General features: G+C 44.3%; 24 protein-coding genes and 3 pseudogenes. 13 read left to right on the plus strand and 14 right to left on the minus strand.

Annotation, left to right across the window (positions count from 1 at the left end; genetic code table 11):
• Positions 1-17 precede the first annotated feature (17 nt).
• Complete coding sequence (locus tag AC3FZD_RS18065) at positions 18-641, minus strand: Uma2 family endonuclease (RefSeq protein ID WP_488737354.1); 624 nt, start codon at positions 639-641, stop codon at positions 18-20.
• A gap of 85 nt (positions 642-726) precedes the next feature.
• On the opposite strand from AC3FZD_RS18065, the gene prfB reads away from it, so the two are divergent.
• Positions 727-1,843 (plus strand): peptide chain release factor 2 gene (gene prfB, locus AC3FZD_RS18070; RefSeq protein ID WP_488737355.1). Its coding sequence is split into 2 segments (ribosomal slippage): positions 727-798 and positions 800-1,843, totalling 1,116 coding nucleotides; the frame shifts between segments, so codons are not numbered across the junction.
• 58 nt (positions 1,844-1,901) lie between these two features.
• Here the strand turns inward: prfB and AC3FZD_RS18075 are convergent.
• A complete protein-coding gene (locus tag AC3FZD_RS18075) occupies positions 1,902-3,356 on the minus strand; it encodes a glycosyl hydrolase family 57 (RefSeq protein WP_488737356.1) in 1,455 nt (484 codons plus the stop codon).
• 67 nt (positions 3,357-3,423) lie between these two features.
• On the opposite strand from AC3FZD_RS18075, the gene AC3FZD_RS18080 reads away from it, so the two are divergent.
• A complete protein-coding gene (locus tag AC3FZD_RS18080; RefSeq protein WP_488737357.1) occupies positions 3,424-4,611 on the plus strand; it encodes an FAD-dependent oxidoreductase in 1,188 nt (395 codons plus the stop codon).
• A gap of 45 nt (positions 4,612-4,656) precedes the next feature.
• On the opposite strand, the gene AC3FZD_RS18085 is transcribed toward AC3FZD_RS18080, so the two are convergent.
• Positions 4,657-5,286, minus strand: a complete 630-nt coding sequence (locus AC3FZD_RS18085) for a Crp/Fnr family transcriptional regulator (protein WP_488737358.1) — start codon at positions 5,284-5,286, stop codon at positions 4,657-4,659.
• A 152-nt stretch (positions 5,287-5,438) separates the two neighbouring features.
• Here AC3FZD_RS18085 and AC3FZD_RS18090 point away from each other — a divergent pair, with 152 nt between their 5' ends.
• On the plus strand, positions 5,439-7,112 hold the full coding sequence (locus AC3FZD_RS18090) for a serine/threonine protein kinase (RefSeq protein WP_488737359.1): 1,674 nt from the start codon (positions 5,439-5,441) through the stop codon (positions 7,110-7,112).
• 16 nt (positions 7,113-7,128) lie between these two features.
• Here the strand turns inward: AC3FZD_RS18090 and AC3FZD_RS18095 are convergent, their stop codons facing one another.
• Both AC3FZD_RS18095 and xth read right to left on the minus strand, forming a co-directional pair.
• Positions 7,129-7,764: a response regulator gene (locus tag AC3FZD_RS18095; protein ID WP_488737360.1), complete on the minus strand. Its 636-nt coding sequence runs from the start codon at positions 7,762-7,764 to the stop codon at positions 7,129-7,131.
• Between the two features lie 13 nt (positions 7,765-7,777).
• Positions 7,778-8,569, minus strand: a complete 792-nt coding sequence (gene xth / locus AC3FZD_RS18100) for an exodeoxyribonuclease III (RefSeq protein ID WP_488737361.1) — start codon at positions 8,567-8,569, stop codon at positions 7,778-7,780.
• A 102-nt stretch (positions 8,570-8,671) separates the two neighbouring features.
• Here xth and AC3FZD_RS18105 point away from each other — a divergent pair, with 102 nt between their 5' ends.
• On the plus strand, positions 8,672-9,049 hold the full coding sequence (locus AC3FZD_RS18105; RefSeq protein WP_488737362.1) for a DUF2237 family protein: 378 nt from the start codon (positions 8,672-8,674) through the stop codon (positions 9,047-9,049).
• 36 nt (positions 9,050-9,085) lie between these two features.
• On the opposite strand, the gene AC3FZD_RS18110 is transcribed toward AC3FZD_RS18105, so the two are convergent.
• Complete coding sequence (locus tag AC3FZD_RS18110; RefSeq protein WP_488737363.1) at positions 9,086-10,045, minus strand: RpnC/YadD family protein; 960 nt, start codon at positions 10,043-10,045, stop codon at positions 9,086-9,088.
• A 13-nt stretch (positions 10,046-10,058) separates the two neighbouring features.
• On the opposite strand from AC3FZD_RS18110, the gene AC3FZD_RS18115 reads away from it, so the two are divergent.
• Complete coding sequence (locus AC3FZD_RS18115) at positions 10,059-10,217, plus strand: hypothetical protein (protein ID WP_283760911.1); 159 nt, start codon at positions 10,059-10,061, stop codon at positions 10,215-10,217.
• Between the two features lie 24 nt (positions 10,218-10,241).
• Here AC3FZD_RS18115 and AC3FZD_RS18120 read toward each other — a convergent pair whose 3' ends face one another.
• Together AC3FZD_RS18120 and AC3FZD_RS18125 are read right to left on the minus strand one after the other, a co-directional pair.
• Positions 10,242-10,871, minus strand: a complete 630-nt coding sequence (locus AC3FZD_RS18120; RefSeq protein ID WP_488737364.1) for an AHH domain-containing protein — start codon at positions 10,869-10,871, stop codon at positions 10,242-10,244.
• A gap of 2 nt (positions 10,872-10,873) precedes the next feature.
• Positions 10,874-11,509: a hypothetical protein gene (locus AC3FZD_RS18125; RefSeq protein ID WP_488737365.1), complete on the minus strand. Its 636-nt coding sequence runs from the start codon at positions 11,507-11,509 to the stop codon at positions 10,874-10,876.
• Positions 11,510-11,718: 209 nt separating this feature from the next.
• Here AC3FZD_RS18125 and AC3FZD_RS18130 point away from each other — a divergent pair, with 209 nt between their 5' ends.
• Positions 11,719-12,555: an Rpn family recombination-promoting nuclease/putative transposase gene (locus AC3FZD_RS18130; protein ID WP_283760908.1), complete on the plus strand. Its 837-nt coding sequence runs from the start codon at positions 11,719-11,721 to the stop codon at positions 12,553-12,555.
• Positions 12,552-12,989 (plus strand): pentapeptide repeat-containing protein, encoded by a 438-nt coding sequence (locus AC3FZD_RS18135; RefSeq protein WP_488737366.1) that lies wholly within the window; start codon positions 12,552-12,554, stop codon positions 12,987-12,989. The genes AC3FZD_RS18130 and AC3FZD_RS18135 overlap by 4 nt, the downstream gene beginning before the upstream one ends.
• 165 nt (positions 12,990-13,154) lie before the next feature.
• On the opposite strand, the pseudogene AC3FZD_RS18140 reads toward AC3FZD_RS18135, so the two are convergent.
• Both AC3FZD_RS18140 and AC3FZD_RS18145 read right to left on the minus strand, forming a co-directional pair.
• A pseudogene (locus AC3FZD_RS18140) lies at positions 13,155-13,622 on the minus strand (IS630 family transposase); the annotation flags it as partial.
• Positions 13,623-13,633: 11 nt separating this feature from the next.
• The gene (locus tag AC3FZD_RS18145) at positions 13,634-14,023 is read right to left on the minus strand and encodes an IS630 transposase-related protein (protein ID WP_488737367.1); all 390 of its coding nucleotides are present in this window, start codon (positions 14,021-14,023) and stop codon (positions 13,634-13,636) included.
• A gap of 349 nt (positions 14,024-14,372) precedes the next feature.
• Here AC3FZD_RS18145 and AC3FZD_RS18150 point away from each other — a divergent pair, with 349 nt between their 5' ends.
• The 5 genes and pseudogenes from AC3FZD_RS18150 to AC3FZD_RS18170 all read left to right on the plus strand — a co-directional run bounded on the left by AC3FZD_RS18150 (position 14,373) and on the right by AC3FZD_RS18170 (position 18,993).
• Entirely contained in the window at positions 14,373-14,876 is a 504-nt protein-coding gene (locus tag AC3FZD_RS18150) for a cyclic nucleotide-binding domain-containing protein (RefSeq protein WP_488737368.1), read from the plus strand.
• Positions 14,876-15,220, plus strand: a pseudogene (locus AC3FZD_RS18155) (cyclic nucleotide-binding domain-containing protein); the annotation flags it as partial. The gene AC3FZD_RS18150 and the pseudogene AC3FZD_RS18155, both read left to right, overlap by 1 nt.
• A 39-nt stretch (positions 15,221-15,259) precedes the next feature.
• Entirely contained in the window at positions 15,260-15,949 is a 690-nt protein-coding gene (locus AC3FZD_RS18160; RefSeq protein ID WP_488740382.1) for a Mo-dependent nitrogenase C-terminal domain-containing protein, read from the plus strand.
• Between the two features lie 38 nt (positions 15,950-15,987).
• On the plus strand, positions 15,988-18,513 hold the full coding sequence (locus tag AC3FZD_RS18165) for a glycosyltransferase family 39 protein (protein WP_488737369.1): 2,526 nt from the start codon (positions 15,988-15,990) through the stop codon (positions 18,511-18,513).
• A 21-nt stretch (positions 18,514-18,534) separates the two neighbouring features.
• Entirely contained in the window at positions 18,535-18,993 is a 459-nt protein-coding gene (locus AC3FZD_RS18170; protein ID WP_488737370.1) for a hypothetical protein, read from the plus strand.
• 18 nt (positions 18,994-19,011) lie between these two features.
• Here AC3FZD_RS18170 and AC3FZD_RS18175 read toward each other — a convergent pair.
• Both AC3FZD_RS18175 and AC3FZD_RS18180 read right to left on the minus strand, forming a co-directional pair.
• Positions 19,012-19,479: pseudogene (locus AC3FZD_RS18175) on the minus strand (IS630 family transposase); the annotation flags it as partial.
• A gap of 11 nt (positions 19,480-19,490) precedes the next feature.
• On the minus strand, positions 19,491-19,880 hold the full coding sequence (locus AC3FZD_RS18180) for an IS630 transposase-related protein (RefSeq protein ID WP_488737367.1): 390 nt from the start codon (positions 19,878-19,880) through the stop codon (positions 19,491-19,493).
• Positions 19,881-19,997: 117 nt separating this feature from the next.
• Between AC3FZD_RS18180 and AC3FZD_RS18185 the strand changes: the two genes are divergently transcribed.
• Positions 19,998-20,291, plus strand: coding sequence for a hypothetical protein (locus tag AC3FZD_RS18185; protein WP_488737371.1), 294 nt, complete (start codon positions 19,998-20,000; stop codon positions 20,289-20,291).
• 27 nt (positions 20,292-20,318) lie between these two features.
• Here AC3FZD_RS18185 and AC3FZD_RS18190 read toward each other — a convergent pair whose 3' ends face one another.
• Positions 20,319-21,491 carry a DNA cytosine methyltransferase gene (locus AC3FZD_RS18190; protein WP_488737372.1) on the minus strand — a complete coding sequence of 391 codons (1,173 nt, stop codon included), beginning with the start codon at positions 21,489-21,491 and terminating at the stop codon, positions 20,319-20,321.
• Positions 21,492-21,518: 27 nt separating this feature from the next.
• The gene (locus AC3FZD_RS18195) at positions 21,519-22,532 is read right to left on the minus strand and encodes a peptidoglycan DD-metalloendopeptidase family protein (RefSeq protein WP_488737373.1); all 1,014 of its coding nucleotides are present in this window, start codon (positions 22,530-22,532) and stop codon (positions 21,519-21,521) included.
• Between the last annotated feature and the right edge of the window lie 11 nt (positions 22,533-22,543).

The raw sequence follows: 22,543 nt of genomic DNA on the forward strand, positions 1-22,543 counted from the left end.
AATTGGCTGATTAAATTTTAACCGATCGCACCCCAAAATCGGCGCAAATTCAACACAAAATTGGGTAAAATATCCTCACCGGATAACTCAGTGGGATTAGATAAAACTTCGACTTCTAAACCCACGCGATAAACGGCCACCGTTCGATTTTTAGGATCGATCAACCAACCTAGTCTTGCCCCATTATCCATATACTCCTGCATCTTCTCTTGCAGAGACTTCAGCGTATCCGAACTTGAGCGCAATTCCACCACAAAATCCGGGCAAATATTGGCAAACGTTCCCTTTTGTTCATCAGTCAGTGCATCCCAACGCTCTTGACTTACCCAAGAAGCATCCGGGGCGCGATTTGCACCATTGGATAAGATAAAAGCAGTCGAAGAATCAAAAACCTCTCCTACTTCACCCACATTGCGCCACCATATATACAACTCGCCAGAAATCCTACTATTCCGTTTTCCACTTTCCCAACCTGTCGGTGGATTCACAATTAACTCTCCTTGGGCGGTTCTTTCCAGTTGTAAGTCTCGATTGCTCGCAGCTAGAGCTTCAAACTGTTCTTGAGTGACATAGAGCTTCAGAGTTCTGGGTAACTCCAGTAACAGGGTTTCGGTTTCGGGTTGGGGGGGAGTTTGTACCATGACCTCTCCTATTCTAGAGATGGGCTAGTTACAGTTTATGATATATAAATAAACGGGCAAAGAATTTAGACTCAATCAAAACCTTATGGATACACTAACGCTCAAACGTGAAGTAGACTTGTTGTGCGATCGCCTGGGTAAAACCCAGGACTATCTTTGAGCTACCCATCCTCAATGCCAAAATCCAAGATTTAGAACAACTCGCTTCTCAAGCCGATTTCTGGGATGACCAAACCCAAGCAGGTAGAACCCTGCAAGAGCTAAATGACCTGAAATCCTCCCTGCAACAGTTTCAGCAGTGGCAAGGTACATTAGAAGAGACGAGGGCCATCTTGGAGTTGTTAGAGTTAGAAGTCGATGAATCACTACTCCAAGAGGCCCAATCTCATCTTTCCCATTTAAGCCACGATCTCGATCAATGGGAACTGCAACAATTGTTATCGGGAACCTACGATAAAAGTGGAGCAGTGCTAACCATCAATGCGGGAGCAGGGGGAACCGATGCTCAAGACTGGGCAGAAATGCTACTGCGGATGTATGAGCGCTGGGGAAATGCCCAGGGCTATAAAGTCCATCTAGCTGATATTTCTGAAGGGGACGAAGCGGGAATCAAATCTGCCACCCTAGAAATTGATGGGCGCTATGCCTACGGTTATCTGAAAGCGGAAAAAGGAACCCATCGGTTAGTGAGAATTTCCCCCTTTAATGCCAATGGCAAACGGCAAACCAGTTTTGCTGGGGTGGAAGTGATGCCAATTTTGAATGAAGAGGTAAAGCTGGACATCCCAGAAAAAGACCTGGAAATAACCACCTCTCGTTCTGGTGGAAAAGGTGGCCAAAACGTCAATAAGGTAGAAACAGCCGTTCGGATAACCCACTTACCCACCGGTTTAGCGGTACGCTGTACTCAAGAGCGATCGCAATTACAAAACAAAGAAAAAGCCCTCGCTCTGCTCAAAGCCAAACTACTGGTGATTGCCCAAGAACAACGAGCTAGAGAAATTGCCGATATTCGAGGTGATATTGTTGAAGCCGCCTGGGGAAATCAAATCCGAAACTATGTTTTCCATCCCTATCAAATGGTCAAAGATCTACGCACTAACGTAGAAACCACCGCCATTACCGATGTCATGAATGGTGAGATTATGGACTTTATCGAAGCCTATTTACGCCAAGAAAACTCACTTATCGAAACCAGCTAATTATCCATTACAAATGGGTCAAAGTGAAGTGGGAAATAGGGTGAAATTTCGATTTTCCCTATTCCCCCTTCTTCATCCTTTCTTTCCCCCGCTCGTACAACACTCGCGCATAATCTGTCCAAGTTCCCTGTCCCCAATATCGAAAGCAACTGGTTTCTAGCAGTAAGACATAAAGGAGGGACTCTTGATAATCTTCCTGTTGCGTTACGGTTGGATCTTGCGCCACTAAACCATCATATTTAGCATGAAATAAAGCGCTTAACTGATGCATTGGTTCTAGCACATTTTCATATCCTTTCACCCAACTAAGATCGTTCGTCCAAGATGCTCCATCGAGATGAAATTGAGGATCGGTTTTTCGTAGTTCTGTTAATACCATTTGCACCTTCTCTGGTGTGATAAGATCTCCCACATTTTGCCATATTTTATGCTGCTGTACTGCCTGACAAACGGGATAATTCTCTGGCTTGACTCCCCCCTGTTCGAGCAACTCTAAATATTCTGTACCATTCAACCCCACAACTCCTTTTTTCTCCTGACCATTCCCTTTAATTTCCTCCCATACCGGAATAAAATCGCGGGGATATTCATTCATCATCACACCCCCATTCTCGCCATCAGCAATTTGGGTGACACAACTGGGGATCTCTCCATTGCCTAAAGCTTTTCTAGAGCGCGTTTTTGCTTCATGATAGGGTTGCATTTGCGCCACTAATTTTGTATCTGAACCTTGGGTTTTAATTAAAGCAGTAATCCAGATTTCTTGTCCTTGAGAATTGCGAGCAATTAAAGAGTTAGGCACATATTTATCATCCTGATGTAGGGAACTCCCATCTAATCGCTCTACTGAATGCTCCTGCACCAATAACCAGCGATAGCCACATTCTTTCAAGGCTTTAATATACTCATAAAGGGTATCGGGATGGTTAGGAAGATGCATTTCTGGCGGAGAAAATCCCTTGACTCGTTTGAGGGCATCTGTACCAAAAATCGCCCTAAATTGATGCTGCCAAGCCAAGATATGCAGTTTAATATCGGGAATGGGTGTAGAGGGAACAACCGCATGACTCCACATTGTCCCCAACCATTCTACACAATCAGAATGAGGGGATTTTGTCAAGGTTTTTAAGGACTCTAGAATATCCTCACGCCCCATTTGTTGTAATCCCCACAGGAGGTTACCCGAATAATCTAACATGATGCGCGGATGACAGCCTTGATTGACTAATTCGGGGATAAATTCTCCCATCCGTTGATAACACCAAGCAAAGGGAGCTGCATTATGATTATCTCCTTCTTGGGGGTGGTCAAACATATATTGTAAATTGCTGATTAATGCACCATTTTCGCCTGCGGGAATGGTGGGTTGGTGCATATGTAGGGCACAGGCAAAGGCGGCACTTATCTGGTTGAGATTCCAGGGGGTAGAGCCATAGATGGGGGTTTGCTCTTGGACAAGGGCGGTGATTTCTGCTTCAGAGCCACAGATGGGAGGTAAGGAGATTGGAGTCATGGGATTTAGACGAAGATTTGGGTTTTGACTTAAAATTATTTTAGTCTTTATTTATAGGGTATCAGTCATGACCCCAAAAGTAATTATTATTGGTGGTGGTATTGGTGGATTAACTTGTGCCATTGCTGCTTTACAAGCAGGATTGGAGGTAGAAGTCTATGAAAAACGCACATGGGAAGGGATGATATCCGGTGCTGGAGGTATTTTTATCCAACGCAATGCCATGACTGTGTATGACGAATTGGGATTGTCTCCATCTCTTTATGAAAAAGGAGGAAAAATCAAGAAGGGAGGATTTAGCAATTATCAGGGAAAGCCGTTATATATTAACGCTCCTGAGTTTGTTAATTGCTCGGATTTAGGGGTTTGTCTGAGTCGTCCTGTGTTACAGAAACTGTTATATGATGCGCTACCATCAGACCTTGTACAAACGGCAAAGAAGTTTGTCAATTTTAGGGAAAAGGATGAAAAAATAGAGGTTGCTTTTGAGGATGGGACTTCAACTTGGGGCGATGTTTTGGTGGGTGCAGATGGACTTTATTCTCAAGTGCGGGCCTCTTTGAATTCAGACTCGGTGCTGGAGCAGCCTATGTATAGTGGGATGCGCTGTTGGCGGGGATGTTTTAACCCAGAAGGAATTGAGTTGAATCGAGAATATAGTTGGATGGAATACTGGGGAATAGGCGATCGCTTCGGCTATTTTACCATCGGCGACGGTCAATGCTCCTTTTATGCTTTTGATAATGTGCCCCTAGAGACTCCTGGGAGTAAACGAGGAACCCGCAAAGCTCTGTTGCGCCAAATCTTCCAACACTATAGCTCGCCGGTTCCTGAGATTATTGAGGCTCTTGAAGAAACCGATATTTATGAAGATCATATTTATGACCGTCCACCTTTATCTTCAGTTTGGGGTCATCATCGAGTCACATTAATTGGAGATGCTGCTCATCCGGTGCAACCCAATCTTGGTCAAGGGGGATGCATGGCGATTGAAGATGCCTATGAGCTAGTGTACTCGATTAAAATGGGTGCAGATTTATCCCAACTTGCCCAAGTTTTACGGGAATTCGAGCAACGCCGTACCCCACGAGTTACCCAAGTGTTTGCTACTTCGCGCCAAATTGGTTCTTTGGGTCAATTAGAAAATCCTCTAAGTTGTCACTTGCGAAACTGGATTTACCGCTTAACCCCTACTTGGTTAGGAGATTTACAGTTTAAGTGGTTATTTGATTATCAGCCTTCTGGGAGGGTTTGATAAGGCCACTCTTTGATAGAGCGGCTAGAGAGCAGTAGAGCCAGATTACCCTTTGTTTAGAGTAATATAACGCTGGGAGTCTAGGGTTAGCCATTCATCTTGACGCAATTCTTTCATTAACCGAGTGACGGTTACTCGTGTTGTACCAATGGTATTGGCTAAATTCTGATGGGTTAATTTAACGGGTAGGCGTATGCCTTGGTTATCTGCGGTGGGTTGGCCCATTTCTTGGGCTAATAATAGTAATAATTGTTCTAAGCGTTCTCTGACGCGCCGATGACTGACTAAAGCGAGAATAGATTCGGTTTGCCGTAGACGACGGCTTAATTCATGCCATAAACTCTTGGAGAGAAGGGGAGATTTTTCTACCTCAGTGAGGCTAAAGCGCATTAAGCTGATAGGGGAGAGGGCCACGGCTTGATAACCATCAATCATGGTTAACGGTAGGCCGAAGGGCATGGAAGGAACGGCAAAGCCTAATAAAGATTCTTCTCCATTGGTCTGAATTGCACTTAAACTGACCACTCCCCGACAGATGACCCAAAGATCATTAGAATGGAGAGGAATCATTTGCCCACCAGCAAAGTCTACTAGGCTCCGACCTTGATAGAGGTCTTCGAGTAGTTGACGAAACTGGATTTCAGGATTAGGGGTAGGCAGAAATGAAGAAACCATGCCAAAGTTGAGGTCGTGTTGTGAATATCAGCTCGCTTGTCAGTCTAGGACATTACGTTCACGAATAGGTAATCTTCAGGTTAAGCTTTGGTATATCCTGTGCTATGTACTGAATGTTGGGTTATTGGTAATGGGTAATTGTATTGTGAAATATGGTTAAAACCTTACAGGAAGGAAAATATACCCTTGATGAAGAACTGGGTCAAGGTGGGTTTGGATTAACGTTTAAGGCGACTCATCATTATTTACATCAGGTTGTGGTGATTAAAACTCTGAATCAGTCTATCCGCAAACAGCCGAATTTTCAGGAGTTTGTGCAGAAGTTTCAGGATGAGGCTCGCCGGTTGGCCCTGTGCGTGCATCCGAATATTGTGCGGGTGAGTGATTTTTTTACGGAAGATGGGATGCCCTATATGGTGATGGATTATATTCCAGGGCCGACATTGGCAGAGTTGGTGTATCCCGATCGCCCGTTAAATGAGGCTGTAGCTATCCATTATATCCGCCAAATGGGAGCAGCGCTAGAGGTGGTGCATCAGAAGGGCTTGTTACATCGGGATATTAAGCCCCAAAATATTCTCTTGCGGGAAGGAACCCAAGAAGTGGTGCTGATTGATTTTGGGATTGCCAGGGAATACGAGCAGAATTTAACTCAAACCCATACTAGCTTAGTCTCGGAGGGTTATGCGCCTATTGAGCAGTATATGCGATCGCAGCGTCGCAGTGCTGCTACAGATGTTTATGGACTCGCAGCGACCCTCTATACGGTACTAACAGCCAGAATACCTGTGGCTTCTATTTTACGCGATCGCCACCAAATGCCCAGCCCCAGAGACCTACAACCCCATCTAAGTCCTGCGGTTAACCAAGCGGTGCTGCGGGGAATGGCTCTCAATGCTGAAGACCGACCCCAAACTATTGGAGAATGGCTTAATTTATTACCCCAAACCTCACAAATTGCCATTCCGACAACGCCTCAAACTCCCGCCCTTTCATCCACCAGCCAAGCGGCAACTATTGCCCTGGTTCCCCCCCCACACCGCCAACCTGCGGTTGGCACTGCGCCCCCCCAAACCACGACTGAACCTCAGCGCTTACTTTGGCTGCCCCTACTGGTTTTAGTGGCGATCGCTGCTTTAATTGGAGGCGTAACCGCTACTCTACAATTGGCTAACTCTCCCTCTGACCCCATTGCTTCCCCCAGTCCCCAACCCTTACCAACCCCAACCCCAACCCCTGAGCCTTCCCCCTCCCCCTCTCCAACTCCTGAACCCGCACCCTCTCCCCTGCCTACACCTACGCCGACTCCCGCTCCCGTACCTGCACCAACTCCCGCTCCCGTACCTGCACCGGCTCCCATGCCTGTACCCACACCTACCCCGGCTCCCGTGCCCATTCCTACACCTGAACCTACAGAACCCGCGCCCCCTCCTGTCCCTAGAGGATTTCCCCCTGGAGCCTCAGAATCTCAAGTGCTAGAGGCTCTTGGAGAACCGAGCCAAACCACTTCCGGACTCTGGGGAACGGACGCAATCAGTTATGATTTAGGCACGATTAAATTGGGCTATTTACTTGACCCCAGTAGTCGTCAAATTCGCCAAACTGAAGCCTCTTTTGACCCAAACATCGATCGATTTATCAGTCGGGTTATGGTTAATGGCATGTTAGGTAGCAATGCCCCTGTAGATGTGATTGATGAATTTGAGCGGGTGCGCCAAGGTCAAGCCCAATATTATGAGTTTTCCCATGAGAACTTTAGGGGCGTAATTGAACGGGAAAGTGATGGCCGTATTTATGTGGGAGTTTGGGATCAGAAGTTAAAGTAACGGATACCGCCTTTTACTAGGAAAACTTGGTATTGATTAGGATAGCCGCTTGAGTGCGATCGCGCACATTTAAACGGCTTAAAATATTAGCGACATGATTTTTCACCGTGCGCTCGGAAATATACAAAGTTTTGGCAATTTCCCGATTGCTATAACCCGCACCAATCAGTTTTAATACTTCCTGTTCCCTTGGAGTTAAAAGTTGCAATTCTGGTGGCGCTGAATTCGCCTCTGGTTCGGGTTGACTAGAGAGCATTTTTTCTAATAATCCTGGCCCCAAATGGGTATAGCCTTTATGAACTGCTCGAATAGCTGCGGCTAAATCTTCTGAAGGCGTATCCTTTAATAAATAACCTTTCGCGCCATAGCGCACGGCTTGGGTGACATACTCATCATCGTCAAAGGTGGTTAAGACCAAAACTTTGATCTGGGGACACTGTTCTTGCAGCATTTTTGTAGCAGCAACACCGTCCATAACAGGCATCCGCACATCCATTAATACGACATCAGGTTGTAAAGATATGGCTCGTTCAACACCCATTTTGCCATTTTCAGCCGTTCCTATCACTTCGAGATCGGGTTTGGTTTGCAGGAGGCTACATAATCCTTCTCGGACTAAGCTTTGATCGTCTACTAATAATACTCTAATCATGAAAAAATAGGGATTAAAACTCCACAATTACAGGGGTATGATCGCTGGGTTGGGGTAATTTTCGCGGTTCGATATCAATGATACATTCTGAAGTTCGATCGCCTAATGGAGCTGATAGATAATGATGATCGATCCGCCACCCTCGCTGACGCTTAAAGGAGTTTTGGCGATAATCCCACCAAGTATATTGACCTTCTTCTGAGTTGAATTTACGGAAGGCATCGGCTAATCCCAATTTGAGAATTCGTTGCAAGGCTTCTCGTTCCTTGGCTGTAGTACCAGTTTTTTGGCTATTGGGAGAGACTTGAAAATGGACATCCTTATCTTCTGGAGCAATGTTAAAATCGCCACAAATACATAAGCCTTGGGGATGGCGTTGGAGGAGGATATCGAGATAATCTTGCAGAAGTGAGAGCCACTCTAGTTTATAGGAATATTTATCGCTTTCAAAGTCGCCGCCGTTGGGCACATAAACCGTGATAATGCGGATATTATCTAAGACTCCGGTAATTAAACGCTTTTGCTCGTCAAACTCTCCTACCCGATCCGCACCTAGAATGGGGGTAAAACCGGTACTGACATCGGATAGGGGCGATCGCGTAATTAGGGCGACACTATTATAGGACTTTTGACCAGAAATATAAACGTGATATCCTGCCTCTTCAAAGGGCGATCGCGGAAACCGATCGTCAGTCACCTTTGTTTCCTGCAACCCCAACACATCAACCGGGTTCTCTCGCAGCCAATTCACAACAATATCGAGTCGGGTACGAATTGAGTTAACATTCCAAGTGGCAATTTTCATCAACTATTCTGACGGCACAATCTTTCAAATTGTAGCGGAATGGGGGCAATGCAACAGCTCTCCTATGGATTAAAATAAGTAGAAAACAGATTCTTATCCCCTATGTCTGAAACCCAATCTGAAGCCAAAAATGTATTCGGTGAACCCTTACAACCCTGTTGCACTAACCCCATGACGGGATATTATCGCACCGGATATTGTGAAACTGGGCCGGGAGATTTCGGGCTGCATACGGTGTGTGCCCAAGTGACCGATGAATTTCTGGATTATACCCGCAAGCAGGGCAATGACCTCAGTACCCCTGTACCGATCTATGGGTTTCCGGGGCTTAAAAGTGGCGATCGCTGGTGTTTATGTGCCTCCCGTTGGAAAGAAGCCCTCGAAGCTGGGGTTGCGCCTCCCGTGGTTCTATCGGCTACTCATTTCAATACCTTAGCCACGATCCCCTTAGAATTGCTGAAAGAGTATGCGGTTGATTGAAAACCATCGATCGTCAGATTGTTGAAGACAGAAACATCACTCTTCTCGGCGATCTGGCTCTTGTACTGACGTAGCCACTTCATCAATTACTGTTTGGAAAGACGGCAAAGACTCGACTGTTACAGCTTGAGTCAACAGTTCTGCCAGCACTTCCAAGCTGGCGATTTTCCTCACTTGCTCTTTTAACTCGTCTGGAACCTCCACAAAACGAACTTCCAAGATCCGAAGGATAGATTCTTGTCGTTCCTCAGCACGTCCTTTCTCAATGCCAAAGCGTTCAACACTGGTAATATAAGGCATGACTTTCTCCTTCTCTAAGGTTTCCAGTTCTGTCCATAATCGCCGCTCTTCTGGTTCTGGAAGTTCCATCAGCCAGTCGATCAGCCGAAATAGCTCTACTATATCCTTGCGGGATAATCCCCGTTCATAGAGACTTTTGACTAACCTGAGTTTGTTCTGATAGCCATTTTCTGGGTTCTTTCCCATCGCTTGAGCTGCTCTATGGGCTTGAACTATGGCGGCAAAGGGGTTTCGGTTGCTGTCTAATTCACTCGTATTGTAGTCCAGAAGCTTAACGATGGGAAAGTTTAAGCTCGATTTGCATCCCCACAGTTTTCGTTTGTAGCGATGGGGTCGCCAGGAGGGGCGTTCGTCGGCTAAGACAGCTAAACTGACGACTTGCCGACGATAGGTGTCGAAGAGCCTAGAGTTGTAAATATACATGCGTTCGGCAAATTCGGATTGGGGCTGAGATTGAACTTCGATGTGGAGTAAAACCCAGGTTTCTTGTCCATTATGTTGCCAAACTTGGACGAGTTTATCGGCCTCTCGTCGCCCAGTTTCGGTTTCCCGCTTGATTTTCTGGAGTTCGGTGTCGAGGAATTGAAATCCTCGACTCCAATTGATGTCTGTGGCAATGTTGGGGAAGAAGAAGCGCATAAATTCTGGAAAATAGAGGGAGATGGCTTCTTTCCAGGGGGAGTCATAATCGGTCATTGCTTGTCCCTGAGTGGCTTTAGGAAAACTTGGTATTTATCAGGATAGCGGTTTGAGTGCGATCGCTGGTTTTTATCTACCACCTGTCGTCCTATCCGCTACCCATCTCAACACCTTAGCGGTGATTTCCTTAGAATTGCTGAAAGAATATACTGTTGATGTAGAAGCTTAAGCCATGACTTGGGGACATTTCCCCCTAAATATCATTAATTGAAACTAATCCCTTTTCTCGCATTTCCCGGATCTTATCTTTCAGGAAAATAATGATGTCATGTATTCTCTCTACAATTTGAGACCTATCGTTTTCCAACCCAAACTTAACAATATCAGACCATTCACCTTCTAGGCAGTCTTCAGCTAAGTTACTATACCAAATATGAGGGCCCTTATGAAAAGTAGCTGGTAAATGAAGAAGATTAGCAGGGTGATTCTCATAAAAATTAACATGCCTTGGGTGACCCTTTTTATTGTCTGGATGTACTGCCAAGAGTAACTTGCTAGTTTTGAATAAGTGTAGAGGAATTATATGATGTACAACATAACCTTCTACCTTTGATGAAAAACGTTTTAAACGTTTAACAGATTCTTTTATACTCTCTTCATCAAAGGTGTACTTATCCGTGTTGTTGTCAACCATTAATCGCATGATTTGGAATTCTTCAGGAGACATTTTCAACGTCAGCTTTTCCGTACCTCTTGGAGACAAAAATATTAAATCACCATTAACGTTGTCCCATTTCAATATATACTTGCCCGGCTGAATACTGAGATATTTTAAAATAGGGCTATTGCGCGGTACATTCATTTTAAACAGTTGAAATCCCATGGTTATTCCTCTATCAACATTACAATCAACATCAGGATAAACAGTCTTTCAAATTCTTCTTGACTCAACAGCGAGGTGATCTTTCTATCATACTTCGAGCGATCAAAAGTTCTCAACTTTCTGACCACCTCTGCTTGAGCCGGATCGAGCTTTCCTGCTTGCTCTCTTTTTTTTAGTTCTTCAAATGCATTACCATAATTCTCTAATAAATCTTGGAGAGAGGATTGTTCAAGAGCTTGATGTAACTGATCTCTAGTTAGCCTCCTAGTTTTTTGTTCAGGTAAGCTCACCCCCAAAAGGGATAGTAGAAAGATCAGCAATAATATCACCACATAAAATGCTGAAATCCAAGGGTATAAATACCAATACCATCCCGGATAATAAGGTCGGTTTCCTCGCATATAATCTATAGCTATTCCCAGTAACCCATAAAAACACAGCGCGGCTCCAAATAGGCTTCCATTGTAAGCTAGATAACCGAAATCTGGATCTTTTAGATCACCTGAAACTATAGCGAAAAAAGCAATTACAAATGTCAAAATAAAGTGAGAAACAAACCAGCTACTGACAACGCGAAGACCAAAGCCTGAAGGCAGAGCAAAAGGGCCTGGTGTAATCAATTTGATCAAGATATTCAAGGTAGCAAGCCTCCTGAGTCAAGAAGGACATTAGAATGTTGAAATTGAAGTCTTTTTTGTATGGTTATATACTCTCCTCTAGAAGGATAATTATTTATGCTCACTGTGTCAGTAGCAAAAAGTCATGAAAAAGTAAGGTAAATGTCAGGTGCTACCCCCATGTGAGGTAGAATGATGGAGGAACTTCACTTTTGGGTCTCTTGTAGATTGTGGCTTTTGACAACACCTGTAAATTCCTGGCAACCCAAAACCCAATCAGTTTTGTCCGTTTGCTGCTTCCCCAAGTCAATGCCAGCAATGTGCAAGTGATTAAAACTGAACTCTCTACTGAACCGGTTCGTGCTGACTCCTTAATCTTACTCAAAGCAGCCGATACTATCCTGCATCTGGAATTTGAGCGCGTTCCCAAACCTAACCCCCCCTTACCAGAGCGGATGATCGACTATTGGTTAAGGCTTTATCGGAAATATCACTGTACCATTGAGCAAGTGGTCATTTTTCTGAAACAGACCAACTCACCTGAAGTGTATGTCGATCGCTTCCAAGTCCAAAATACCCTTCACACATATCGCGTCCTCCGTTTGTGGGAACAAGATCCTGCTCCTTTCCTCAATGATGCTGCTCTTCTCCCTTTAGCCCCTCTAACCCGTAGCAATGCGCCGCGAGATCTGCTACAACAGGTAGCAGAGGCCACGCGCAAAATTCCTGACCCTAATCAACGCAAAGAAATCATCGCCTGTACTGCTATTATGTCTGGACTGATTCACAACCCGGAAATTATTCAAGACCTCTTCCGCGAAGACTTGCTGGAAGACTCTTCTTTTTATCAATTTATCCTGCAAAAAGGTCGCCAAGAAGGTCTTCAGGAAGGCCGCCAGGAAGCGGTCTTGATGATGTTACGCCACAAACTTGGGAAGATCGCAGCAGAGACGGAAGAGAAAATTTATAATCTGTCGTTCACCCAACTCCAAGGGTTAATGGAAGCGATGCCTAACTTCCAACAACAGCAGGACTTAACAGAATGGCTTGCTAGTATCCCCCAATGACCGTTGATGAAGCCTTGACTTGGGTGGAAACCATTTTGGACTATGAAGCTTTAACTCAAGTCCAAGAACTTGTCTTTCGGCAATCTTGGGAAGGCAAATCTTACAGTAAAATTGCCCAGGATGCGGGCTACGATCCCGATTATATCAAGGATGTGGGCGCTAAACTGTGGAAGCGGATCTCTCAGGAGTTAGGGGAGCGGGTTAAAAAAGATAATCTGAAAGCGGTTCTGCGTCGTTATCTCCACCGTCACAAAGTGAATATTCAGCGCAATTTGGTGATTGAGGTTAACTTGAGTGGTGCGGATCTCAGTGGAGCGAATTTAGCGGGTTCTCGTTTAGTTGCTAATTTAATTGAACCTGCGGTTACAGATTCTTCCTCGGATACCCATTCTTTGACCTATTCCCAAGATGCCATTCTTCGCTGGCAAATTTAACCTGTCATTGCTCCATTGTCGCCACACTTGCAGAAATTCTTGAGGCTCGCAATATCAATTTTCTGGTCAGTCCCCAATTCCGTCTGACGATCGCAAATAGCCGCCAAAGTTATGTTTTCGATCTCCTGGTGCAGCATCAAGATATAGCGCTTCGCGCTGGTCTATTTACAAATACTGGAATGCTGCGTCTGCTGCTTTATGAATATTATAGTCATGAAGAGGCAACTCTTTTCTAATTGCTGTCTTTACTTTTTGCCACCAATGTTCAATTGGGTTTAAGTCAGGAGAGTAGGTAGGCAAAAACAGCAATTCACATCCCGCTTTTTCAATTAGTTCTCTAATTTTACGGGAGTTATGGAAAGGGGCATTATCCATAATAATTACCTGACCTTTTTCTACCTCTGGTAATAAACATTTTTCCAACCAAGTCTCGATCACCTTGGCTGTGCAATATCCTTGATATACCATCGGAGCCAAGATTTTTCCGTCACATAAAGCGCCGATAATACTTAATCTATCTTGGCGTTTTCCAGGTCGCATACTATATAATCTTTCCCCTTTTTGACTCCATCCATAAGGATAGCTTTCATTATTGTTTATACCGCTTTCGTCCATGTAGATTACCTGTTTTGATCTATATTGAGCTAGTTTACGCCTAAACTCAGACCGTTCCTCCTCACATCTTTCCTGATAACCATAAGTTTTTTTTTACGAGTGTAACCCATTTTTTTTAACCCTCTACTAATTGTATGATGACTGACATCACCCCATAATTTGGCTAATTCTTTTTGAGTTTTGTCAGGGTTAGCATCGACAAATTCTTTGAACTTTTCCCAGTCTTTAATCCCACAAGGTTGAGCTGGAGGTCTGCCTTTTTTAGGAACTGTCGAACCGGTTTTTTCTTTGGTTTCTTTCCATCTATAAAGGGTTGGGCGGCTAATTTTCAGTGCCCGACTCACTTGGCTGATTGGTACACCATTTCCTATCAGCTCCAAGGCCCGTATTCGGATTTTTTGACTATAAGCGCTTGCCATCGCGAGTAGACCTTCTCGAAAGTTGTACATTCTCTATTCTAACTTGTAACTAGACGAGGGCGAAGCGCTATAAATCAGGCTTACTCATTGTGCAGTTAAAAGAGTTAGATCTTCCAGAATTAAGTGATTTGGAACGCCTTCCAGGTATCGATCTGATCCACATTTATGACCAAGCACAGTGTGCGAGTGAACCTGTCACTGTCATTGACCAGTTTTTAGAGACATTCTAAACCGGATCGGATTTTTAAAGAGACAAAGATCGCTCTTCTGGGTTATCTGGCTCTCCTGCTGACGGAAGCCAAATGACATGGTAGCTTAGAAGCAGGCCGTTTCAATTCCTCAAAAGCCTATGGTGACTGATACAGGCGATCGCACAACCCTTACGCTCAGTGTAGCTGACCGACTCAAATTTTTAACCGAGCTGGTCATCTTCCAAGATCTCGCTCAAACGGAGTTTCTAGAACAGTTAGCCACTCATTTAGAAGAGGTGCAGTTTCCCCCAGACCATACCATTTTTACTCAAGGCGATCGCGGCGACTTACTCTATATTCTCTTTTCTGGTCGCGTCAAAGTCCATTTTGATGACGTGCAACTGGCCGAACTCGGCCCCGGATCGTATTTTGGGGAAATGGCCATCTTTGAATCTCGGCCGCGATCAGCTTCCGTCACAACCCTAGACCCCTCTCAATGTCTGGTTTTAACCCAAGAACAAGTTTATCAAGCTATTAAAGAACGGCCCAAAGTAGCGATAAAAATGATTAATGTTCTTTGCCAACGGGTGCGTAAACTTAATCGCCTGTTTGGAGCCTCTGAAGACCTCTTTTATCACCAGGTACAACAGCAAATTTTATGATGATTTCTACGCAGTCTCTGGAACTGATTCAAGATATTCCTATCTTTAGCAATATTGAAGCCAAAAAAAATGAGTTTTTAACGGAAATTGCTCACCAATTAGGAGAAATCGAATTTCCTGCGGGCCACACTATTTTTCGCCAGGATGAGACTGGTTCCTATCTCTATATTCTGGTGTCCGGAGAAGTGGAAGTTCATATCGGAGGGCTGAGGCTGGCCCATCTGAAGCCAGGGGATTATTTTGGGGAAATGTCGGTTTTAGATTCCCAGTCCCATTCTGCTTCTGTGACGGCTATAGAAGAATGTAAATGTTTAGTTTTATCCCAAAAAAATCTCTATGAGGCGATCGAAAAATATCCGGAATTGGGACTAAATATTATTCGCATGTTGTGCGAAAGAGTGCGTACTCTGAACCATCATATTACTGCCTGGCTAAGAGGTTTACTGACTATTGCTTGGGCAGATGGTGAATATAATCCAGAGGAAAAAGAATTAATTGCTGAATTAATTAAAGATGAGTTGGGGAGTAATATTAATTTGGGTTCCCTAAAACCGATTACGGGCGAAGAATTGGCCGCTATTTTAGGGAGAGAAACTTCAGTGGCGGAGAATTTTCTGCGGACTGGGGTGATTATGGCGTTGGCTAATGGAACTTATTCTGAGGATGAAGATCGAGTTTTACAAGAGTATTGTGCGGCTCTAGAACCTTCGAGTGAGGTGTTAGATGTACTGAAGTTTTTGTTGATTACTTCAGAAACTCTGCCGGAACAAAAACGCCAAGCATTGATGGAGAAGTTGCAAGCTACTTTTCCTCAAGGAGATGTTTTACATCCGGTGCGCCAGTGGTTAGATGGTTTGGATATTAATACGCCTTATATGGCTAGGTTTCTCTGTAAAATGATTCCGCCCCAATGCCCATTTGAACGGGATATTAAGCTGTTTGGCCATAAAATTGTCCATATTCCTCCGATGTGTAAGTTAAATCCCTTGTATGAACAGTTGGTGGGGTTGCGTTTCCGCGCTTTGTCTTATCTGGCGGATGATTGTCAGGAGGATATTTCTCGGTATATTTAAATGAAGTCCGAATAATTAGTGATAACATAGTGTGACTAATGACTAAGGAATCATTGGAAAAAACTCAGCACCGTTGGTCTGAGAAGAATACGGGAACCGATCCAGTTTTAGCGCTGGGATTGATGATGTTTCTGATTATAGTGGGCGATCGCCTTTGGTTGGCGATCGATCGCCGGGTTCCGGCTTGGGATCAGGCCGACTATCTCAACTGGGTCTTAGAATATCAGCGCATCCTGCAAACTGCCCAACTTTTTTCTGGCGACTGGTGGCATCAATTTTGGCTCCTTTCTCCCAAAATTCCGCCCCTGGTTTATGTGACTACGGTTCCCTTTGTGCAGATTTTTGGCGCAAGTCCCGATTCCTCAACCCTGGTGATGCTGCTCTATAGCGCTATTCTCCTGGGTTCAGTTTATGGCTTAGGTCGCCTCCTGTTCAACGGGTATCTGGGACTGTGGGCGGCTCTCTTGTGTATATTGCTACCCGGACTTTATCGCTATCGCCTGGATTTTCTCCTGGATTATCCCTTAACAGCGATGGTGACATGGAGCTTTTTTTGTCTGACTTTATGGTGGTTTTCCCGGAAATCTGCGAGACTGCAACAGTGGGGAATGGCTGCACTGATGGGAATTTCCGTAGGATTAGCATTGCTAACGAAACAAACAGCACTGTTTTTTTTGCTTACCCCGATCGCCGTTTCTGGAATCAGCACCCTCTATCAGCGACAGTGGGAACGCTTCAGCCAATGGCTTTTAGGGGGTGCGATCGCCATCACCCTACTCTATCCTTGGGTGCGTACCAACTGGTTACTGATACTGACCTCTGGAGAACGAGCCACCGTAGACGCGGCGATCGCCGAAGGTGACCCCCCCCTCCATACCCTAGATGCTTGGCTCTATTACTGGAAAGACCTGCCAGAGTTGGTCTCTTGGCCCCTATTACTGGTTCCCCTCGTTGGTCTGATCGGTCTAGGGATTCACTTCTATAAATCCGAACAACGGCTAAACTTAAAACAGCACCCCAAAATCCTTTGGATACTCCTCTTTCTAGTCGGATCTTATTTCCTCTGTTCCTTAAATGTCAACAAAGATACTCGCTACATTCTCCCCTTTCTTCCGGTTCTCTCCCTCCTGCTGGCTTGCGGTTTAAATCAGTGGGATAAACTTAGTCGCAAATGGGGGCCCAAAATCCGTTGGGGAACCGTAGGATTAGCGGGTTTATTGATGTTCTTAAACCTCTATCCTTTGGGAGGGCAATTTTTTATTCAAGCGTTGAGTCCCGGAGGGATGCATTATCCAGAATTGGGGTTACCTGCTCCCCATCCCCAAGTCATCGATGAAATTATTAAAACTGAACCCTATCTGCGCTCGAATGTTGGGGTTTTGCCCTCTACACCAACCCTAAATCAGCATAATGTGAACTACTATGGGCAATTGCGAGGCCAGGTCTATGGTCGGCAAGTGGGAACCAATCCTGAACATATTCTACAAGATGGGCGATCGCTCCATTGGTTTATCACCAAAACCGGTCAACAAGGATCGTCACCGAGTGCCGAACGACAACAGTTAACCCAGTTCATTGAAACCGGTCGCTTATTTAACCTTCATCGATCCTGGCCCCTCAGTGATGGCACGCAACTGAATCTCTATCATCAGCATACTCCCCCCGTACAGGTGGTTCCCCTGGATCAAACCCTGTCTCAAGTGCAACTCTATAACCTGTTTGTCTCTAGTCCTGTTCCTCCCGGAAGTCCCGTTCCTGTCACCTACCAATGGCGGGGCCCCTGGAAAGATCTAAAATCGGGATTAGTTCTAATTACTTGGATTCGGGAAAGAGACGGTCAAATTGCCTGGATACATGATCATGGGTTCGGGATGGGAAACCTCTACGCTCCGGAAAACCTCGATCCAGAGCAAGGGGTGCAAGTGAGCGAGTTAACCTCGATGTTACCCCCTGCAAATATGGAACCGGGAAGTTATTTGTTAAAGGTGCAATATTTGCCCAATCGAAACTTAGATACTCCTGCACAAGATATCCCTATTCCCCCCATTCGCATCCTGTTATCTTTCGAGGCTCCCATCCAACCCGCTTTAGAGTTAGATTTATCGACTCAATTTCGCCAGTTTGCAGCGACTTTATCCCAGGGGCCAACTGCCCTAGAGCATATTTTTAAGGAAGTCGGCCGTATTAATCAATACGATCCGACGCAAGATTATTTATTGCAAATCGATCGCACCCTGAGTTATCGACTACAGCAAGATCCGAACCGGGTAGATTGGCTGTATGGCTTGGTGCTATCGCGGGTATTGCGTCAAGATGTGCCGGGGGCGATCGCTGCCTTAAATCCCCTGACCACCCTAGAGCCAAACAGCCCCTATCCCTATGCCTATTTAGCCGTAGTCTATCTCTATGACTGGAAACCTCAAAAAGCGCAAAAAGTTCTCGAAACTGCCCTACAGCTCAAACCAGATGAGCCAGAACTGCAAGTCTTACAAGCCGTTTCTTGGGCTATGCAAGGTCGGCTCTTCAAAGCGTGGAAAATTGCCCAAAGTCTGGATTTAACTTAAAATGCTTCCACTGGTTTAATCATGCTTAGTCCATTATCTGCTGAGACGTTAATATCGCTTTCTGTTGAAGAAAGGAAATCACTCATTTTGCATCATGCTTCATTGATTAAGGTGATCCATATTACTGATGAAGATTTACATAAGCCCTACCAATATGGAAAAATCATTTCCTCAATAGCACCGGGTTACTTTGAATATCAACTTGCACAGAATCAGCAAAATGGAAACATTTTAGAATTGGATAAACAGTATCAGTTAATTTCTAGCAAAACTGACCAATTTACCGATAATTTTATTGCGTGGCTAAAAGCCAATTTTCAAAACCAAAACCTCCTCTTGGAATCCCATCCTAAACCTAAAAATCTTTTTGAGTTATGTGGAGCAAAATTACTCATGACCAGTAACTCAGTCACCAGAAGTCTAAGTACAAAAATGGGTAGTCTTTGGGAAGATATAGCTGACATTAGTCCTTATATATAGCGCTTCGCGCTGGTCTATTTACAAATACTGGAATGCTGCGTCTGCTGCTTTATGAATATTATAGTCATGAAGAGGCAACTCTTTTCTAATTGCTGTCTTTACTTTTTGCCACCAATGTTCAATTGGGTTTAAGTCAGGAGAGTAGGGAGGCAAAAACAGCAATTCACATCCCGCTTTTTCAATTAGTTCTCTAATTTTACGGGAGTTATGGAAAGGAGCATTATCCATAATAATTACCTGACCTTTTTCCACCTCTGGTAATAAACATTTTTCCAACCAAGTCTCGATCACCTTGGCTGTGCAATATCCTTGATATACCATCGGAGCCAAGATTTTTCCGTCACATAAAGCGCCGATAATACTTAATCTATCTTGGCGTTTTCCGGGTCGCATACTATATAATCTTTCCCCTTTTTGACTCCATCCATAAGGATAGCTTTCATTATTATTTATCCCGCTTTCGTCCATGTAGATTACCTTTTTTGATCTATATTGAGCTAGTTTACGCCTAAACTCAGACCGTTCCTCCTCACATCTTTCCTGATAACCATAAGTTTTTTTTTACGAGTGTAACCCATTTTTTTTAACCCTCTACTAATTGTATGATGACTGACATCACCCCATAATTTGGCTAATTCTTTTTGAGTTTTGTCAGGGTTAGCATCGACAAATTCTTTGAACTTTTCCCAGTCTTTAATCCCACAAGGTTGAGCTGGAGGTCTGCCTTTTTTAGGAACTGTCGAACCGGTTTTTTCTTTGGTTTCTTTCCATCTATAAAGGGTTGGGCGGCTAATTTTCAGTGCCCGACTCACTTGGCTGATTGGTACACCATTTCCTATCAGCTCCAAGGCCCGTATTCGGATTTTTTGACTATAAGCGCTTGCCATCGCGAGTAGACCTTCTCGAAAGTTGTACATTCTCTATTCTAACTTGTAACTAGACGAGGGCGAAGCGCTATAATTATTCCTGAAATTCAATTTGGCATTAAAATCAAGGGAATCGATATGCTTATCTTATCACAAGATAAAATTGTGTTTGCACAAATTAAGACCTTAAAAGGAACATTGACGGGTTCCCAACGAAGTAGAGCTAAAAAAGAATTAGCGATTCATGAACATCCACTTTTCATATCAGCTTTTGATTTAGGAGAATGGACGTTTAACGATCCCAAAATCTCTCGTCTTGCGGGCAAAGATTTTTGGGATATCATTTACATAAATTATGATATACTAGAGGGACGAGTAAAACATATGTTACAAAGAATTGATCGTGCTTTTGCGAAACTTGCGGCTCAATAGGTAGCTATATGTCTATTGGTAACAAGATCAAGAAAATAGAGAAAGTTGTTCGGCAATTTGTTGACCTTTTTCTTGATTTCCTTGAATTAAGTTAAAAAGATAAACACCGATTTCTTTCGAGAGTAAAACAGGTACAGCATTGCCAATCTGTTTATATTTAGAAAGAGTAGAACCATAGAAAATCCAGTCATCAGGGAAAGTTTGAATTTTTGCAGATTCACGAACCGTTAAACAACGAAGTTCGACGGGATGACACATATCTGTAGCTTTTTGATTTGGACTGGCTGTTATGGTGGGAGAAGGCTTATCCCAAGATAATCTTCTATAAAAACCGACTTTTCCTCCTCCTGAATGATAAGCACCTCCCATAGCTTCTTGTTTTAAGTCTTCTGGTAGATTTTTCCAATTTTGCCCAGCTTTCAATAATTTTAAATACTTGAGGCGATTTTCTGAATAGGGTATAAACTCTGGTTCTGAATCTACCAACCCTTTTAAACCGTCTTTTAAAGTCCGCCATTTAGGTAAGTTTTTACCATATTTGGAATATTTTGGCAGAGGAAAGGTGACAGATTCAGAATCTCTGGAACCCATAAATATGACACGCTCTCTGGTTTGCGGGACACCATAATCTGCTGCTTCTAAGACATTGTAAATTACCTGATAGTCTATGTTCTTCATTTCTGATATTACCACCTCCAAAGCCGCACCTTTTATTTCATCCTTTCTTAAAGAAGGATAACCTTTTCCACGTTGATTAATTGGTCGGTGGCGTAGAGGAGCAGAAAGTAAACCCTTAACATTTTCCATTAAAAAAAAACGAGGTTGTACTTCTTTAACAATCCGAATAAAATCCATGAATAAACTACCACGAGGATCTAGAACAGAACCTCTTTTTCCGGCGGTACTGAAGGGTTGACAAGGCGGGCCACCAGTGATTAAATCTACTTCACCCGGTTGTAAAGGACGACCTAAACCTAAAGCTTTCCCTCCTTCTTCCAGTAATTCTTGTGCTGTCACTTGTTCTATTTCTCTAGGAATAGCACTCTGCTCAAGAAAAGGTCTATTCCGAGCAATAGTCTCGATCGCATGAATATCTTTCTCCACTACACTTACAGTGATAAAACCGGCCTGCTCTAGACCCAAATCTAGTCCATAGGCTCCGGTAAATAAGGAAATAGAAATAGGTTGATTATTTATCATTTTTATTAATCGTAATAGGGAGTAGAATCAGTAGCGCAAATTCCGGCCCAAGGTGGGAATATACAACCCCGGATCTTCAGCAACCCAACCCACGGTAGACTGATAGCGCATCTCAAAATGAAGATGGGGAATGGAAAACTGGGGATTACCCGTAGCTCCTACGGTTCCCAATAAGTCCCCTTGACGGATGGTTTGACCGGGGGTAACTTCAATGGTTTGCAGATGAGCGTAACGGGTTTGTCGTCCCCCAGGATGGTTGATCACCACCAGTTGACCATAGGAGTCGCGATCGCCTGCATAAGCGACTATACCATCTCCCACAGCCGAAACGGGAGTCCCAATAGGGGCACGGATATCGACCCCGCTACTAAATTCTCGCTTAGAGGTCTGTGGATTTAAATACCAACCATACCCTTTGAGCAAGGGGGAAATCTCCGGAAGGGGATAGGCCGAGAGCTGGGTTTGAACTTCCCTAGAGGGCCGACCGGGAGACCAATTTACCCCTGGAACAAACACCATTTCTGGGTTTTGTTGACATCCATTCACCTCAAAGAGGGCATCGGCCGGAACTCGGTAAGCTTCAGCCACATCGCGCCAATTTTTACCCGCAGGAATCCGCACTAATACTCCATCATAGGGAGGAATAACAATTTGTGTGCCTACAGGAGGTTCCCCGTCGCGTAAAGAACGATTCAGACCCATTAAAGTTGCAGGCATTAATTGATATTTTGCGGCAATCTGGGCTAAGGTTTCTCCAGGAGCGATGGTGTGATAAATAAAACGGTCTATGGCCGGTTCTTGGGGACAAAGTTGCTCTGGATTGGGTCGTAAGGGGATGAAAGACGGCTCATCTGTGGGGGTTTGGGCAAAGCTGGCCGGAGTTGATAGCAATGGCAAAATTAGATACAAAGCAGCAATCAAGATACCCTTTAATTCTCTTTGAAAAGGGGGACTTTCATGACTTCCTAAACCTAAATACGGCAAGCTATTGCCTGTTGCCTCTTCCTTTTTGCCTAGCGCAAAGCGCTGTAACTGCCACATAATCAAGAATT

The sequence above is a fragment of the Roseofilum sp. KMC-1 genome, from assembly GCF_057802075.1.

What these genes read in the sequence shown, in the direction of transcription:
- AC3FZD_RS18090 (WP_488737359.1), top strand. Translation starts at nt 5,439, where the DNA reads ATGGTTAAAACCTTACAGGAAGGAAAATATACCCTTGATGAAGAACTG.
- AC3FZD_RS18195 (WP_488737373.1), bottom strand. Translation starts at nt 22,532, where the DNA reads ATGTGGCAGTTACAGCGCTTTGCGCTAGGCAAAAAGGAAGAGGCAACA.
- AC3FZD_RS18065 (WP_488737354.1), bottom strand. Translation starts at nt 641, where the DNA reads ATGGTACAAACTCCCCCCCAACCCGAAACCGAAACCCTGTTACTGGAG.
- AC3FZD_RS18080 (WP_488737357.1), top strand. Translation starts at nt 3,424, where the DNA reads ATGACCCCAAAAGTAATTATTATTGGTGGTGGTATTGGTGGATTAACT.
- AC3FZD_RS18150 (WP_488737368.1), top strand. Translation starts at nt 14,373, where the DNA reads ATGGTGACTGATACAGGCGATCGCACAACCCTTACGCTCAGTGTAGCT.
- AC3FZD_RS18160 (WP_488740382.1), top strand. Translation starts at nt 15,260, where the DNA reads ATGTTGTGCGAAAGAGTGCGTACTCTGAACCATCATATTACTGCCTGG.
- AC3FZD_RS18120 (WP_488737364.1), bottom strand. Translation starts at nt 10,871, where the DNA reads ATGGGATTTCAACTGTTTAAAATGAATGTACCGCGCAATAGCCCTATT.
- AC3FZD_RS18135 (WP_488737366.1), top strand. Translation starts at nt 12,552, where the DNA reads ATGACCGTTGATGAAGCCTTGACTTGGGTGGAAACCATTTTGGACTAT.
- AC3FZD_RS18190 (WP_488737372.1), bottom strand. Translation starts at nt 21,491, where the DNA reads ATGATAAATAATCAACCTATTTCTATTTCCTTATTTACCGGAGCCTAT.
- xth (WP_488737361.1), bottom strand. Translation starts at nt 8,569, where the DNA reads ATGAAAATTGCCACTTGGAATGTTAACTCAATTCGTACCCGACTCGAT.
- AC3FZD_RS18105 (WP_488737362.1), top strand. Translation starts at nt 8,672, where the DNA reads ATGTCTGAAACCCAATCTGAAGCCAAAAATGTATTCGGTGAACCCTTA.
- AC3FZD_RS18075 (WP_488737356.1), bottom strand. Translation starts at nt 3,356, where the DNA reads ATGACTCCAATCTCCTTACCTCCCATCTGTGGCTCTGAAGCAGAAATC.
- AC3FZD_RS18180 (WP_488737367.1), bottom strand. Translation starts at nt 19,880, where the DNA reads ATGGCAAGCGCTTATAGTCAAAAAATCCGAATACGGGCCTTGGAGCTG.
- AC3FZD_RS18170 (WP_488737370.1), top strand. Translation starts at nt 18,535, where the DNA reads ATGCTTAGTCCATTATCTGCTGAGACGTTAATATCGCTTTCTGTTGAA.
- AC3FZD_RS18095 (WP_488737360.1), bottom strand. Translation starts at nt 7,764, where the DNA reads ATGATTAGAGTATTATTAGTAGACGATCAAAGCTTAGTCCGAGAAGGA.
- AC3FZD_RS18085 (WP_488737358.1), bottom strand. Translation starts at nt 5,286, where the DNA reads ATGGTTTCTTCATTTCTGCCTACCCCTAATCCTGAAATCCAGTTTCGT.
- AC3FZD_RS18145 (WP_488737367.1), bottom strand. Translation starts at nt 14,023, where the DNA reads ATGGCAAGCGCTTATAGTCAAAAAATCCGAATACGGGCCTTGGAGCTG.
- AC3FZD_RS18165 (WP_488737369.1), top strand. Translation starts at nt 15,988, where the DNA reads ATGACTAAGGAATCATTGGAAAAAACTCAGCACCGTTGGTCTGAGAAG.
- AC3FZD_RS18185 (WP_488737371.1), top strand. Translation starts at nt 19,998, where the DNA reads ATGCTTATCTTATCACAAGATAAAATTGTGTTTGCACAAATTAAGACC.
- AC3FZD_RS18110 (WP_488737363.1), bottom strand. Translation starts at nt 10,045, where the DNA reads ATGACCGATTATGACTCCCCCTGGAAAGAAGCCATCTCCCTCTATTTT.